This is a genomic window from Amycolatopsis sp. CFH S0740, from assembly GCF_004522315.1.
Lineage (GTDB): Bacteria > Actinomycetota > Actinomycetes > Mycobacteriales > Pseudonocardiaceae > Amycolatopsis > Amycolatopsis nivea.
The window spans coordinates 87407-101261 of sequence record NZ_SDLS01000011.1; the positions used below are offsets into that span (position 1 = coordinate 87407).

A 13855-nucleotide genomic window follows, 5' to 3' on the forward strand; every position below is an offset into this window, starting at 1 on the left:
TAGGTGGCGAGAGCGCAGCTGATCGTCAGTTGGCGAGTTGGTGCCGTTGTGGCCGCTGGGTGGCGAGAGCGCTGATGGTCAGTCGCCGGGTCGGTGGCGTTGTTGCCGTTGGGTGGCGAAACGCATTCCCGTGGTCGGCTTTGCCCACCGGCGGGTGATGCCGGTGGGCGGGTGCGTCGCGTGGGCGAGAGGTGCTCGGCGTTGCCGGTTGGCGGCGAATCCGGGGTGGCTTAGCGGCTGGCCGGTTCTGCTGGGCGGCGGGCGAAGGCTGGGGCGGATTCCCGGCGGATGCCTACGCCGATGAGGTACGCCGGGACTCGAGCGAGTTTCGGGAAGCGCCTGAGCAGGGCGATCAATTGCGCGGGCGGGCCATCGGCGTGGCCGGTCATTACGGGGCCCATTACGCGGCGGTGGAGAAGGCGTTGCAGCCCCTGAACGGCGACGGTCGGCAGGAGGCGACGGCGGCGGACTGCGGTGAGGTCCTTTTCGGTCGGTTTGCCGCGGAGGAGCGGCTCGGCCAGTAGCCTCGCGGCGGCGACGGCGTCTTGGACCGCCAGGTTGATTCCGACGCCTCCGACTGGGGACATCGCGTGGGCGGCGTCTCCGATGCACAGCAGGCCGTCGACGTGCCAGCGGTGCAGGCGGTTGAGGCGGACGTTGAGGAACTTGACGTCGTCCATGGACTTCAGTTCGTGCACTCGGTCGGCGAATTCCGGGCAGACCTCGGTGACGTCGCGGCGGAAGCTTTCGATGCCGGCGTCTTTCAGGTCCTTGCCCTTCGGCGTGAGGTACGCGATCTGGTAGTAGCCCTTGCGTGGCAACGGCACTGCGAAACGGTGGTTGCGCATCCTCGGCATGAGCGTGGCTTCCTGTTCCTCGGGCTTCCGGGAGAGGCGGAACCACCAGGCGTCGAACGGGGTGTAGTACTCGCGCGGGGTGAGGCCGGCTGAGCGGCGGGCCAGGGACCAGCGGCCGTCGGCGGCGAGGACCAGGTTGGCTTTCAGTTCGCCTTCGGTGCCGTCTGCGGTGCGGTAGCGGACGCCGGTGACTCGGCGGCCTGAGCGGAGCAGGCCGGTCATTTCGGTTTCGAGGCGCAGGGTGAAGGTCGGCTCCTTCTGCGCTGTCTCGGCGAGCAGGTCCAGGAAATCCCATTGGGGGACCATCGCCACGTACGGGCGGGGGACGTTCAGCAGGGACATGTCGGCGAGGGTCAGCGCGTCGCCGTCGGGGGTGGGGAGTCCGACTGTGGTCACTTTGGTGTGCGGCAGCGCTTCGAATTTCTCGCCCAGGCCCAGCTCGTCCAGGAGCCTCAGGGTGGACGGGTGGACGGTGTCGCCGCGGAAGTCGCGGAGGAAGTCTGCGTGCTTTTCCAGCACGGTTACCTCTACGCCTGCTCGGGCCAGCAGCAATCCCGCCACCATGCCTGCCGGTCCGCCGCCGACTATGACGCAGCCCGTGTGCTCGGTCATCTTCCCCAGCTCCCTCTTATTCATCGCCTGTTGAATAACACCGAGGATGCACCTTGGGAGGAGGGCGCGTCAAGTCGGCCGATGGGGTGGGGGTCAGGCGTGGGGTGGGTGTCGGGGAGAGCGGTTGGGGTCGGAGTTGGCGGAGGCTTCGGGGCGGGCGAGGCAGGCAAGCAAGGCAGGCAGGCGAGGCAAGCAAGGGAGCCAGGCAAGGGGAGCCAGGCAAGGCAAGTGAGGTAGGCCAGGCAAGTGAGGTAGGCCAGGCAAGTGAGGTAGGCCAGGCAAGTGAGGTAGGCCAGGCAGGCAATGCGAGGCAGGCATGCAACGCGAGGCAGGCATGCAACGCGAGGCGGGCAGGCAAGGCGAGCGGGAGAGGGGTTGCCTCAGCGGCGATGGGCAGCAACGGCGGGGTCGAGAGCATGTTTGCCCACCGGGGATCGTGATCAGGATCGGCTTTGCCGCCGGGGATCGTGGGTGGGGTCGGTTCTGTCCACCGGGGATCGTGGGGCGGGATCGGCGGAGCGCGGTGTCTTCAGGGAGAGCGCGGAACTGCCACTGGCTGGTGTCGGCAGCGGAGTTGATGTAGTCCGCGGGCGGCCAGAATGTGGGGAGTTTGCGTAATGGCACGTGGTTCGCGTATGTGGATCTCCGGTGGCATGAGGGGTCGCTGCCATCTGGCCGGAAAGATCAGGACGGCAGTATTTCCGGAAAGGATTTCGGGTGGTTAGTTCGGTCGCGGAACTTATGCGTGGTTGTTGTTGCTTTGAGGACAGTCAGGACTGAGGGCGGCCGACTTTGTGCGCGGGGAAAGGGTTGTGGCTACAGGGTTTCGAGGCGGAAGCAGGAGGGGGCAGTGGCGCGGGCGCCGAGGGGGACCGTTCGGAATTGGTAAGTTTTCGAAGGGGAGCGTGGAGTAAGCGGCTTTCACCCGCTCGGCCCTCTGGGGCGGTGGTGAACGTCACGGGGCGGACACTTTGTGCACCGGCGGTAGAGCCGGTCAGCGGCAACGGCTCTGGGGTAATCACCTTTTTGGCCGCGTTGCGAACGCGGCGAGTGCCCTAGCCTCACGGGGTGGATTTCGCCCCGGCCGCTCTGTCGCGTGCTCGTACTGCCCCGCCGGCCGCTGCCGGTCGCGAACCGTGGGCTCCTCCTGAGTTGAGTCTGGTTTGCCTCGACATCGATGACACGTTGATCGACTGCACCGCCGCGATCCGGCGCACGTTGCACGCGCTCACGGGGCGCGACGATCTTTGGCCGTTGTGGGATTTGACCACCGAGGAGCACGTCGCGCTTGTGGTGGCGGGGAAACTCGGTTACGACGTCATGCATCACCGGCGTACTGAATGTTTCCTCGCCGAGTTGGGGATCTTCGGCGACTCCGCGCAAGTGAGCGCGTTCGAGGCGCGCCGGCGGGAGATTCTGGCTCGGTCCTGGCGGTTGTTCGACGATGTTCTTCCTTGCCTGGAATGGCTGCGCGCCGCGGGGCTTCAGCTGGCCGCCGTGACGAACGCCTCAGGGGTTCATCAGCGGCAGAAAATCGCGGAACTCGGGCTGGCGCCGTATTTCGACCACGTCGCGATCGCGGGCGAGGTCGGGGTCGCGAAACCCGATCCGGTGATGTTCCACTCGGTCTGCCTGGCGCTGGACTGCCCGCCGGAACGCACGGTGCACGTCGGGGACAAGCTCGACACCGACGCGATCGGCGCGTTCGAAGCCGGGCTCGGCGCGGTCTGGCTCGATCGCGACGGGACCAGTCGCACCGGCGAGCGGGCGCCTGAGGGGGTGCACACCGTGGCGGGGCTCGGCGAGCTTCCTGAGCTGCTGGTTTCGGAGTACGCGACGGTCGGCGTGCCTGCCCCGCGCGCGGCGGGGACCCCCGCTGCGACCGGCCGCGGCGGGATGTTCTAGTATTTCTTCTCGTGCGGCACTGACCTGGGCAACCGGGAAAGTACCTCACTGGGGTATGGTGTAATTGGCAGCACGACTGGTTCTGGTCCAGTTAGTCTAGGTTCGAGTCCTGGTACCCCAGCTGCAGAGAGGACCCCCTCTCGGAAGTGCGAAAATCGCTTCTGGTAAGTTCTCTCTCGCAAGAAACGCCCCGGAAACGGGGAAGTTCCTAAGCCCCCGTCGTCTAGCGGCCTAGGACGCCGGCCTCTCACGCCGGTAGCGTGGGTTCGAATCCCATCGGGGGTACAGCCAGCCCGGTTGATCGATTAAAGATCAACCGGGCTTTGTTGTATTCAGCGGGAAAACCCGGGCAATCCACGATCACTCCTGCGCGCCGCCGAACATCGCTGCCGCCGCGCGGCCATTCGCCTGGTTTTCGGTCACATACGGCCGGAGTTCGGCCTCGTACTTGGCGAAAGCTTCCGGGTACGCCGCGTCCGCCAAGCGCCGGGCCAGCGAACGGGCGCCGAGCAGGGCCTGCGAGGTGCCCATGCCCGCCGTCGGCGCGGCGCAGTATCCGGCGTCTCCCACCAGGGCGATGCGGCCGGTCGACCAGTGGTCCAGGTGTACCTGAGTGCTCGAGCTGAAGTAGAAATCCGCGGCCTCCGACATCGCCTCGAGGAGGCGCGGCGTGTGCCAAGCGTCACCGGCGAAGGCGGCGCGGGTCGCTGCTTCCTGGTCGGCGCGGGGGAGACGGTCCAGGGCTCCTGAGGTCGTTCCGAAGGACAGGCTGACCGTCAAGCGGTCGGGGTCCGCTGAGTTGAACAAGTAGACCGCGGTGCCGTCGGCGGTGCGGAGGAGGCCGCTGTGGTCCAAGTTCAGGAAGTTCGGCATGGTGAAGCCCGCGCCCGAGAGGCCGAGGTGCTGCAGCACTGCTGAGTGCGGGGCGAAGGCCAGTTGGCGGACCTTCGAGTACACGCCGTCCGCGCCGAAGACCAGGTCGTAGGTCCCCGTGGAGCCGTCGGTCAGTTCGGCGGTCACGGCGGCCTCAGTTTGCGTCAGCGACGTGATCGAGGTGCCGAAGCGGTACTCGACATGATCGACAGTCAGGGCGTACAGCAGCTCGTTCAGGACGTGCTTGGGCACCTCCAGTTCGCCGGCGAAAGCTTCGGCGGGCAGCAGGTCTACCTGGGTGCCGTCGCGGTCGACGATGGCCGTGCCGGTCATTTTCGTGTCGTGCCGGCGGACGTCGTCGAGGATGCCCAGCTCGGCGAGGACATCGAAGGCGGCGCCGCGGAAATCCACGGCGTAACCGGTGTGCCGGAGGGCGGGGGCGCGTTCGACGATCGTCACGCGGTGGCCGGCGCGGGTGAGCAGCTCGGCGAGGGTGGTGCCGGCGACGCCGGCGCCGGAGATCAGGACGTTCGAGGAGGTCATGGGAGAGACCGTAGCCAAGGTTTGTCCATTTGGTCAAACCGTTTGGATAAACCATCTGGACAAGACTTCGGCTAGGCTGGGCGCCATGGGTAATCGCGAGGATCTGCTGGCCGGGGCGAAGCACTGCTTGATCGAGCGGGGCTGGGGCAATACGACGGTGCGCGACATCGCGGCCGCGGCGGGGGTCAGTCACGCGGCGATCGGCTACCACTTCGGGTCGCGGGACGCGTTGCTCACGCAGGCGCTGGTCGCGGCGGTCGACGAGCTGGGCGGTCAGGTCGCGGATTCGTCCTTCGACCTGTCCGAGCAGGGGCTGAGCCGGCTGATCGACAGTTTCGGCGAGCACCGGGCGCTGTGGGTCGCGCAGTTGGAAGCGCTCGTGCAGGCCGAGCGGTCACCGGACGTGCGCCGGCATCTCGTGCAGGGGCTGCGGGAGGCGCGCGCCGGGGTCGGCGGGGCGGCGCAGAGCGCGTTGGTGATCGGGCTGATGGTGCAGTGGCTGCTCGACCCGGAGGAGGCCCCGTCGGCGAAAGAAGTGACCGACGGGATTCGCGCGGTGGCGGCGGAAAGCTAGACCCAGACGGCGTCGGCCGGGTTTCCGGCGGGCGGTTCGCCGCCCGCTTCGGCGAACGCGGTCAGCGCGTCGACCAGGCCGCGGCGGGCCGATTCGGGCATTTTCTCCACGACGGCGGCGATTTCGCGTCGCCGCCGTTGGGTGACGACGCGGACGATCCGGTCGCCTTCCTGAGTGAGTTCGATGACGACCTCGCGCCGGGACGACGGGTTGCCCAAACGGGCGACCAGTTCGACGGCGACCAGCCGGTCGATCATCCGGCTCGCGGTGGACGGCGTGACGCCGAGATGTTCGGCGAGCGCGGCCTGTTTCAGCGGGCCGCGGGAATGCAGCACCACCAGGAGCCGGAATTGCGGCATCGTGATGAGGTCGCCGACGGAGGCGATGGACCGCGCGGACACCGCGACGAGCAGCCGCGAAGCGGTGAGCACGGCTTCGGTGACCGCGTCGACGTCGTCGGGTACGTCGGTGCGAGCGGAGATCGGCGCGCGAGACATATGCCCAGTGTGCCGCATCCCGCGGCGGATTCCGCTCGATAACGGTGCTGGGCAACGAATCAGGGGGGATCGGGCCGTCCCGGCTGCCCGACCGGCGGGAAAAAGAAACGACCCCGCGTCCCGGCGAACGGGAGGCGGGGTCGTTCTGGAGCCTGCTCAGAGACCGGCGAAAGCCTGGTCCACGAACTGCTTGTGCTGATCCGCCCACTGCTTGGCGGCGGTCTTTTCCTGGCCCTTCGGAGCCTTCTGGATCGCGTCCTCGAGCGAACCGAGGTCCTCGTCCGACATCTTCAGCTTCTTGGCCACGCCGGCGAGCGCCGGGAAGTCCTTCTCGAAGCCCTTGCGACCCAGTGCGTGGATCTGCTCGCCCTTGCCCATCGCGCCCTTCGGGTCCTGGAGATCCTTGAGCTGGTAGCGCGAGTACGCCCAGTGCGGGTGCCACAGCGTCACGACGATCGGCTTCTTCGCCTTGATCGAGCTGTCGAGCGCGGCCAGCATCGCGGTGGTCGACGAGTTCTGCAGGGTCATCGCGCCGTCGAGGCCGTACTGCGGGATCGCTTGCTTCTGCACGATGCCCGTCTCGCCCGCGCTCGCCTCGATGCCGGTGATCTTGCCGCCGAACATGCTCGCCTTGTCCTTGAGGTCGGCGATGCTGTTGACGTCCTTCACGTAGTCCGGCACGGCAAGGTTCAGGGTCGCCTTGTCGTACCAGACGCCGAGGTCTTCGAGCTGGTTCTTGTACTGGTCCCAGTACTGCTTGTGCGTCGCGGGCAGCCACGAGTCGAGGAACAGGTCGACGTCGCCCTTCGCGAGACCCGCGTAGATCGGGCCGACGTCGAGCATCTGCGTCTTGACCTTGTAGCCCTTCTCCTCCAGCACCGCCTGGTACAGGTTGGTGAGGGCGACGTCCTCGTCCCAGTTGATGTAGCCGATGGTGACGCTCTTGGCTTCCTGGCTGTTGCCCGACTGGGACTCCCGGCCGCCGCACGCCGCGGTGAGGCCGACCAGGGCCGTCACGGCGGCGCCGATGGCGATGATCCGGCCGAAGCGTTTCGATGTGCGCACTCGTTCGTCCTTTCTCGTTGCGGTGGAGGTGGATCAGGCCGCGTCGGCCCGGCGGAGGGCGCGGCCCACCGCCGAGCGCGCCCCGAGCGAAGAGGTGAGCCGGTCGAGATAGATCGCCAGCACGACCACGCTGAGACCGGCTTGGAAACCCAGGTCCAGCTTGAGGCTCGTGACCGCGGCGTACACCTCGGCGCCGAGTCCCGGCGCGCCGACCATGCCGGAGATCACGACCATCGACAGCGACAGCATGATGATCTGGTTGATTCCGGCCATGATCGACGGCATCGCGAGCGGGATCTGGATCTCCCGCAGGATCCGCCGCGGCGGTGAGCCGAACGCCTCGCCCGCCTCGACCATTTCCGGGTCGACCTGGCGGATGCCGAGTTCGGTCAGCCGCACGCCCGGCGGCAGCGAGAACACGACAGTCGCCACCACGCCCGGCACCGCGCCGATCGAGAAGAAGAAGATGACCGGGATCAGGTACACGAACGCGGGCAGCGTCTGCATGAAGTCCAGCACCGGCTTCACGATCCGGCTCACTGTTTCGTTGCGCGCGGCCGCGATCCCGACCGGCACCGCGATCACCACCGCGACCACGCCGGAAATCAGCACCTGCGAAAGGGTCTGCATCGCGGAGGGGAATTCGCGGAGGCTGTCGATGAGCGCGAACCCGATCGCCGAGCCGAGGCCGAACTTCCAGCCGCGCAGCCACCAGCCGAGCGCCGCGAAGATCACGAGCAGCACGGGCCACGGCACCCAGGTCAGGGCCGAGGAAAGGCCGTTGATCGCACCGCTGACGACGGTTTCGACGAAATCGAAGAACGGGCCGATGTTGCCCTGCAGCCAGTCGATGATCGCCTTGAACCAGGTGCCGACGGGAATCTGCGGCAGATCGCCGAAGAGGACGCTGTCAGACACGGGCGTTCACCTCCTGTTCGTCGTTTTCTCCTGAGCTCAGCGCGTTCAGCAGCGCCTCCCGGGTCACCGCGCCGAGCAGCGCGCCCTCGGCGTCGACCACCGCGAGCGGCGCGGGCGCGGAAGCCGCGTGGCCGAACAGTTCGGCCATCTGGGTTTCCGGGCTGGTGCGCGCGGCGGACCGGTCGACGAGGCCGGCGATCGTTTCCGTGCCGTTGTCGGCGGCCTCGCTCACCGCGCGCCGGTCGACCGCGCCGGCGAACTTGCCGTCCTCGGTCACCAGCACGCCGGAGAGTTCGTTCCGGCGCATCGTTTCCAGCGCTTCGGCGACGGTCGTGGCCGGGGTGAACGAGATGTCCGCGGGCGCCATCACGGCGGACGCGGTGAGCACCCGGGAACGGTCGACATCGCGGACGAACTTCGCGACGTATTCGTCGGCCGGTTCGGTGAGCATCTCCTGCGCGGTCGCGACCTGCACGATCCTGCCGTCGCGCATCATCGCGATCCGGTCGCCGAGGCGCATGGCCTCGTTGAGGTCGTGCGTGATGAACACGATCGTTTTGCCCAGCTGCCGCTGCAGCGTCAGGAGCTGGTCCTGCATCTCCTTGCGGATCAACGGGTCCAGCGCGCTGAACGCCTCGTCCATCAGCAGGATCTCGGTGTCCGCGGCCAGCGCGCGGGCGAGGCCGACGCGCTGGCGCATCCCGCCGGAAAGCTGACCGGGCAACCGGTCCTCCCATCCGGTGAGCCCGACCATCTCGAGCGCTTCGGCGGTGCGTTCGCGCTGCCGCTCGCGCGGAGCGTTCTGCACGCTCAGCCCGTAGGCGACGTTCTCCGCGACCGTGCGGTGCGGGAACAGCGCGAAGTGCTGGAACACCATGCTCATCCGCCGCTGGCGCAGCTCGCGCACCTCGCTCGCGGACTTGTCGGTCAGGTCGATGTCGTCGACCAGCACCCGCCCGGAAGTGGCCGGGAGCAATCCGTTCAGCGTGCGCAGCAGGGTCGACTTGCCCGAACCGGACAGTCCCATCACCACGAAAATTTCGCCGCGCTCCACGGTGAAGGAGGCGTCGATCACCGCCGCGGTCACGCCGGGCAGCTCCAATTCGGCGCGGTCGGCGCCGTTCTCCAGCTTGCCGACCGCTTCTTCCGCCCGGCGGCCGAACACTTTGTACAGCTTCTCCACACGAACTATCGGCACAGTCGTCTCATGTTCTCGCATTCGGGGTCCTTGCCGGGCGTCATGATTGCATAGACCAACAGTGATCGGAGCCGATCGCGCGACCGCTTCACCGATGACGGCCGGTTTTCGTGGCCCGGCACCCACTTTCGCGGGCGCGGTGCGCGCGCCCGCGAGACACCGGTGCGGCGGCGGGGAAAAGACGGTGTGCGCTGGCGAAACCAGTCCGGATTCGCCGGTTCGCCCGACTGGATTACCGGTGGCGACAGTGCGTGGTTGTCACGTTCGCATAACAACCCGAAAGTCTGTTGTGGACCTTGCGCGGCCTGGGTGATCGCGGACACCTGGCGGCCACGCATGGTGCCGGGCCGGACACGGCAAGGAAACCCCGGAGACCGTTTCGCGCGGGCGTTCGCACTTGCTTGGGGGAACAGGTGATCGACTGGAGGCGGCGGCGAGATGGCCGGTGCGATCGGGAAAACGCAGAGGCGTTCCCCCGATTTCCTTCGCGCTGCGCCGTTGTGGTGCGGCGGGGACAATGCCCGCCGCTGCGACCCAGCTGTCGCTTCACGGTCCGGGAGAGCCGTACGGGCAAGCCTGCCAACGGATCTTGACGGTCGACGCGCTGCTGGGGAATCGGGGTCGTCCGTGCGCCGTTTGCTCCGAATGCCGGAGAGCGCATGCGGCGCGGGAAAAAAGGGCAGAGATGCGGCAAGCCCCGCCCGGGGAGAAGCCGGGCGGGGCTTGCGGTCTGCTTCCGGAGAAGCGGAGTTACTTCTTCTTCGCGGCCGAGGTGCGCTTGGCCGGAGCCTTCTTCGCGGTCGCCGTGGTCTTCTTGGCGGCCGGCTTGGCGGCGGCCTTCGCCCGCGTGGTGGTGGCCTTCGGAGCCGCCTTGGCCGCGGTGGCCTTGGTGGCGGTCGCCTTGGCGCGGGTGGTGGTGGCCTTCGCGGCGGTGGCCTTGGCGGGAGCCTTGGCCGCGGTGGCGCGGGTGCGGGTGGCGGCCGGCTTGGCGGCGGTGGCCTTGGCGCGAGTGGTGGTCGTCGCCGTGGCGCGGGTGGCGGTCGCCTTCGCGGTGCTGGCGGTCGCACGCTTCACGGCAGTCGCCTTCGGCAGCTTCTTGGAGCCGGAGATGACGTCCTTGAACGTGGTGCCCGCGCGGAACGCCGGAACGTTGGTCTTCTTGACCCGCACGGCTTCGCCGGTGCGCGGGTTGCGCGCGGTGCGGGCGGCACGAGCGCGCTTTTCGAAGACACCGAAGCCGGTGATGGTGACCTTTTCGCCCTTGTGGACGGTGCGGATGATGATGTCGACGAGACCGTCGACGGCTTCCGCGGCTGCCTTCTTGTCGCCGATGCGCTCCGACAGAGCTTCGATCAGCTGGGCCTTGTTGGCCATTCCAGTTCCTCCAACCAGAACTTGTTTTATACGGCCATACAGGCCGAACGCAGTCATTATCACCCATAGACTTCGCAAGTCCAATCGGGACCTGCCTTTTTCGTTGCCGTGTCGGCTAACCGGAGAGCGGGCGAGCCGCCCGAAGCGCCGGATTCTTTCACTGGCCGGAAGACCTGCGAGAGTGCTTGCGGCACCGGCAAAGTCGCATGTGGACAGCCGCTGGCCTGCGGTTTTGCCTTTTCTTGAGGTGTCGTGGCCGGGTGTGGATGCGGTGCTCGGACGACCCGTGCAGCGGCCGGACGGTCTACTGAGGACGATCGAAAACCGCGCGAAAAAGGCTGCCTCGCACGGGCGTGGCGGAGCGGGGGCTGGGCGACAGAGGCGTTCCGCGGGGCGTCGTGGTTGGCGGCCGGGAGGGTCTGCGGGAGGGGCTCGAGGTCGTTCGATCGGGTCGGTGGCGTGGCGCGGGGGAATCGCGCGGCGGGGCGGAATCGTTCGCGGTGCCGGGTTTGGGTTCGGCTGCGGGGTGCGTTGGGTTCGCGGGACGTCGCGTCGGTGGGATCGGTTGTGGGGAAGGGCGGTTCTTGGCGGGGTGGCGGGGAGGTGGTCGGGGCTTGGGGTTCGTCGCGTGGGGCGAGGGGTGCGGCTTCGCGTTAGGGGAGGGCTGTCGGGGAAGGGTTGAGCGGCGGAGTCGTTCCTCGGGTGCTTCGGCGGCGGCGCTTGGGGTCTGGCTGTCGGTCGGGGTGTGTTCGCGGTAACCCGCGTCAGGATTGTCGATGGGAAAAGGCTGCCTCCTTCCGGTGCGGTGGAGCGGCGGCTGGGGTGGGCGGGCTTTGGATTCGGGTCTGACAGGCGGGCGTCGATGTGAAAAGGCCGCCTCCCGCCGGGGTGGCGGAGAGGTGGTTGGGGCTTTGGGTTCGTCGCGTGGGGCGAGGGGAGCTGCCTCGTGTGAGGGGAGGGCTGTCGGGGAAGGGCTGAGCGGCTGAGTCGTTCCCCGGGTGCTTCGGCGGCGGCGCTTGGGGTCTGGCTGTCGGTCGGGGTGTGTTCGCGGTAACCCGCGTCAGGCGGGCGTCGATGTGAAAAGGCCGCCTCCCGCCGGGGTGGCGGAAGGCGGCCTGGGGTTGGCGCGTGGTGGGAGGCGGGCGTTAGAGGCGTTCCTGGAGCGCGTCGGCGGCGGCGAGGAGATCGGCCGCCCACCGGGCGCCGGGCTTGCGCCCTATGCGTTCGATCGGGCCGGAGACCGATACCGCGGCGACGACGGTTCCGGAGGAATCGCGCACCGGGGCGGAAACGCTCGCGACACCCGGTTCGCGTTCGGCGACGCTTTGCGCCCAGCCGCGGCGGCGGACTTCGAGCAGAGTGCGTTCCCCGTAAACCGCGTCGGCGAGGATCGTCCGTTGCGTGTGCGGATCCGACCACGCGGCAAGGACCTTCGCGCCCGAGCCCGCCGTCATCGGCAGGCGCGAGCCGATCGGAACCGTGTCGCGCAAACCGCTCGGCGGTTCCGCGGTCGAAACGCACACGCGCTGCACGCCGTCGCGCCGGTAAAGCTGAACGCTTTCGCCGGTGATGTCCCGGAGCTTCGGCAGCACCGAACTCGCCGCGTCGAGCAACGGGTCGGTCGACCCGCCCGCGAGTTCGGCGAGCGCGGTGCCCGGCCGCCAGCGCCCGTCCGGGCCGCGCCGCAACAGGCGATGCACCTCGAGCCCGACCGCGAGCCGGTGCGCGGTCGCGCGCGGAAGCCCGGTGCGCGTGCACAGTTCCGCCAGCCCGCACGGGTCCTCGGCGACGGCCTGCAGCACGGCCACGGCTTTGTCCAGTACTCCGATACCGCTATGCTGTCCCACGACGCGATACTATCTTCCCGCAGTGTGGGAAGTCCAGAATCTGGGAAAAACGAAACCCGGGCCCGCGGCCAGCCGCGGCTCGCCCCTCCTCACCGGCTCTGTCCGGGTTCCGTGCTCCCGGCCGATCCCGTGGAAGGAGCCGGAGATGACCACCCCCACCGGCAAGGCTCGTACGCTGGCGGAGAAGGTGTGGGACAGCCACCTCGTGCGCCGAGGCGAAGGCGCCGAACCGGATCTGCTCTACATCGACCTCCACCTGGTGCACGAAGTGACCAGCCCGCAGGCGTTCGACGGACTGCGGCTGGCCGGGCGGCAGGTGCGCCGCCCCGACCTCACCATCGCCACCGAGGACCACAACGTCCCCACCGTCGACATCGACCTCCCGATCGCCGACCCGGTGTCCCGCACCCAGGTCGACACGCTTCGCCGCAACTGCAAGGAGTTCGGCGTCCGGCTGCACCCGATGGGCGACGCCGAACAGGGCATCGTGCACGTGATCGGACCGCAGCTCGGGCTGACCCAGCCGGGCACCACCGTGGTGTGCGGCGACAGTCACACCTCGACGCACGGCGCGTTCGGCGCGATGGCCTTCGGCATCGGCACTTCCGAGGTCGAGCACGTGCTCGCCACCCAGACGCTGCCGCTGCGGCCGTTCAAGACGATGGCGATCAACGTCGACGGCACGCTGCAGCCGGGCGTCACCGCGAAGGACGTGATCCTCGCGGTGATCGCCAAAATCGGCACCGGCGGCGGGCAGGGCTACGTCCTCGAGTACCGCGGCAAGGCCATCGAAGAGCTGTCGATGGAAGCCCGGATGACCATCTGCAACATGTCGATCGAGGCGGGCGCGCGCGCCGGCATGATCGCGCCGGACGAGACGACCTTCGCCTACCTCAAGGGCCGTCCGCACGCGCCGAAGGGCGAGGAGTGGGACGCCGCCGTCGCCGCCTGGCGCGAGCTGCGCACCGACGAGGGCGCGGAATTCGACGCCGAGGTCCACCTCGACGCGGACCAGCTGACGCCGTTCGTGACGTGGGGCACCAACCCGGGACAGGGCCTGCCGCTGGGCGATTCGGTGCCCGACCCGGCCGCGATCCCGGACGAGAACGCGCGCTTCGCCGCCGAGAAGGCGCTGTCCTATATGGATCTGAAGCCGGGCACGCCGCTGCGCGAGATCGCGGTGGACACCGTCTTCCTCGGGTCCTGCACCAACGGCCGGATCGAGGACCTGCGCGCCGCGGCCGAGGTGCTGCGCGGGCGCAAGGTGGCCGATTCGGTCCGGATGCTCGTGGTGCCCGGTTCGATGCGGGTGCGCAAGACCGCCGAAGAGGAAGGCCTGGACAAGATCTTCGCCGAGGCGGGAGCCGAATGGCGGCAGGCGGGCTGCTCCATGTGTCTCGGGATGAACCCGGACCAGCTCGCCCCCGGCGAGCGGAGCGCGTCCACCTCCAACCGCAACTTCGAGGGACGGCAGGGCAAGGGCGGGCGCACGCACCTCGTCTCGCCGCTCGTGGCCGCCGCCACCGCCGTGCGCGGGACGCTGTCCTCGCCCGCCGACCTGCCCGCCTGACTTCCCCGAGAGGAGCTCCCAC

At 68.4% G+C, this 13855-nt stretch carries 11 protein-coding genes and 2 tRNA genes; 5 read left to right on the forward strand and 8 right to left on the reverse strand.

What is annotated here, in order from left to right:
* Positions 1-230: 230 nt before the first annotated feature.
* Positions 231-1469, reverse strand: coding sequence for an FAD-dependent oxidoreductase (locus tag EIZ45_RS20220; protein WP_134665566.1), 1239 nt, complete (start codon positions 1467-1469; stop codon positions 231-233).
* A 1068-nt stretch (positions 1470-2537) separates the two neighbouring features.
* Between EIZ45_RS20220 and EIZ45_RS20225 the strand changes: the two genes are divergently transcribed.
* The 3 genes from EIZ45_RS20225 (at position 2538) to EIZ45_RS20235 (ending at position 3659) form a co-directional block, all read left to right on the forward strand.
* A complete protein-coding gene (locus tag EIZ45_RS20225; protein WP_134665564.1) occupies positions 2538-3374 on the forward strand; it encodes an HAD family hydrolase in 837 nt (278 codons plus the stop codon).
* Positions 3375-3423: 49 nt separating this feature from the next.
* Positions 3424-3495, forward strand: a tRNA-Gln gene (locus tag EIZ45_RS20230).
* Between the two features lie 91 nt (positions 3496-3586).
* Positions 3587-3659, forward strand: a tRNA-Glu gene (locus EIZ45_RS20235).
* A 75-nt stretch (positions 3660-3734) separates the two neighbouring features.
* Here EIZ45_RS20235 and EIZ45_RS20240 read toward each other — a convergent pair.
* Positions 3735-4790 carry an FAD-dependent monooxygenase gene (locus tag EIZ45_RS20240; RefSeq protein WP_134665562.1) on the reverse strand — a complete coding sequence of 352 codons (1056 nt, stop codon included), beginning with the start codon at positions 4788-4790 and terminating at the stop codon, positions 3735-3737.
* Positions 4791-4875: 85 nt separating this feature from the next.
* Here EIZ45_RS20240 and EIZ45_RS20245 point away from each other — a divergent pair, with 85 nt between their 5' ends.
* Positions 4876-5364, forward strand: coding sequence for a TetR family transcriptional regulator (locus tag EIZ45_RS20245; RefSeq protein ID WP_134665560.1), 489 nt, complete (start codon positions 4876-4878; stop codon positions 5362-5364).
* Here EIZ45_RS20245 and EIZ45_RS20250 read toward each other — a convergent pair.
* From EIZ45_RS20250 to EIZ45_RS20270, 6 genes are all read right to left on the reverse strand, one after another.
* Entirely contained in the window at positions 5361-5861 is a 501-nt protein-coding gene (locus EIZ45_RS20250) for a MarR family winged helix-turn-helix transcriptional regulator (protein WP_167753965.1), read from the reverse strand. The two genes, EIZ45_RS20245 and EIZ45_RS20250, sit on opposite strands and share 4 nt — an antisense overlap.
* Before the next feature lie 156 nt (positions 5862-6017).
* Positions 6018-6926, reverse strand: coding sequence for a glycine betaine ABC transporter substrate-binding protein (locus tag EIZ45_RS46475; RefSeq protein WP_134665555.1), 909 nt, complete (start codon positions 6924-6926; stop codon positions 6018-6020).
* 33 nt (positions 6927-6959) lie between these two features.
* Positions 6960-7844, reverse strand: coding sequence for a proline/glycine betaine ABC transporter permease (locus EIZ45_RS46480; RefSeq protein ID WP_037811739.1), 885 nt, complete (start codon positions 7842-7844; stop codon positions 6960-6962).
* Complete coding sequence (locus tag EIZ45_RS20260; protein ID WP_051728871.1) at positions 7837-9063, reverse strand: glycine betaine/L-proline ABC transporter ATP-binding protein; 1227 nt, start codon at positions 9061-9063, stop codon at positions 7837-7839. The genes EIZ45_RS46480 and EIZ45_RS20260 overlap by 8 nt, the downstream gene beginning before the upstream one ends.
* Before the next feature lie 729 nt (positions 9064-9792).
* Positions 9793-10416, reverse strand: a complete 624-nt coding sequence (locus EIZ45_RS20265) for an HU family DNA-binding protein (RefSeq protein ID WP_037811736.1) — start codon at positions 10414-10416, stop codon at positions 9793-9795.
* A 1145-nt stretch (positions 10417-11561) separates the two neighbouring features.
* The gene (locus EIZ45_RS20270; protein ID WP_009074079.1) at positions 11562-12263 is read right to left on the reverse strand and encodes an IclR family transcriptional regulator; all 702 of its coding nucleotides are present in this window, start codon (positions 12261-12263) and stop codon (positions 11562-11564) included.
* A gap of 145 nt (positions 12264-12408) precedes the next feature.
* Between EIZ45_RS20270 and leuC the strand changes: the two genes are divergently transcribed.
* Positions 12409-13833, forward strand: a complete 1425-nt coding sequence (gene leuC, locus EIZ45_RS20275) for a 3-isopropylmalate dehydratase large subunit (protein WP_043827833.1) — start codon at positions 12409-12411, stop codon at positions 13831-13833.
* The last annotated feature ends 22 nt before the right edge of the window (positions 13834-13855 follow it).

Bases quoted from the DNA above. Each gene is read 5' to 3' on its own strand.
- EIZ45_RS20260 (WP_051728871.1), bottom strand. From the start codon at position 9,063: ATGCGAGAACATGAGACGACTGTGCCGATAGTTCGTGTGGAGAAGCTG.
- leuC (WP_043827833.1), top strand. From the start codon at position 12,409: ATGACCACCCCCACCGGCAAGGCTCGTACGCTGGCGGAGAAGGTGTGG.
- EIZ45_RS20220 (WP_134665566.1), bottom strand. From the start codon at position 1,469: ATGACCGAGCACACGGGCTGCGTCATAGTCGGCGGCGGACCGGCAGGC.
- EIZ45_RS20240 (WP_134665562.1), bottom strand. From the start codon at position 4,790: ATGACCTCCTCGAACGTCCTGATCTCCGGCGCCGGCGTCGCCGGCACC.
- EIZ45_RS20250 (WP_167753965.1), bottom strand. From the start codon at position 5,861: ATGTCTCGCGCGCCGATCTCCGCTCGCACCGACGTACCCGACGACGTC.
- EIZ45_RS20265 (WP_037811736.1), bottom strand. From the start codon at position 10,416: ATGGCCAACAAGGCCCAGCTGATCGAAGCTCTGTCGGAGCGCATCGGC.
- EIZ45_RS20245 (WP_134665560.1), top strand. From the start codon at position 4,876: ATGGGTAATCGCGAGGATCTGCTGGCCGGGGCGAAGCACTGCTTGATC.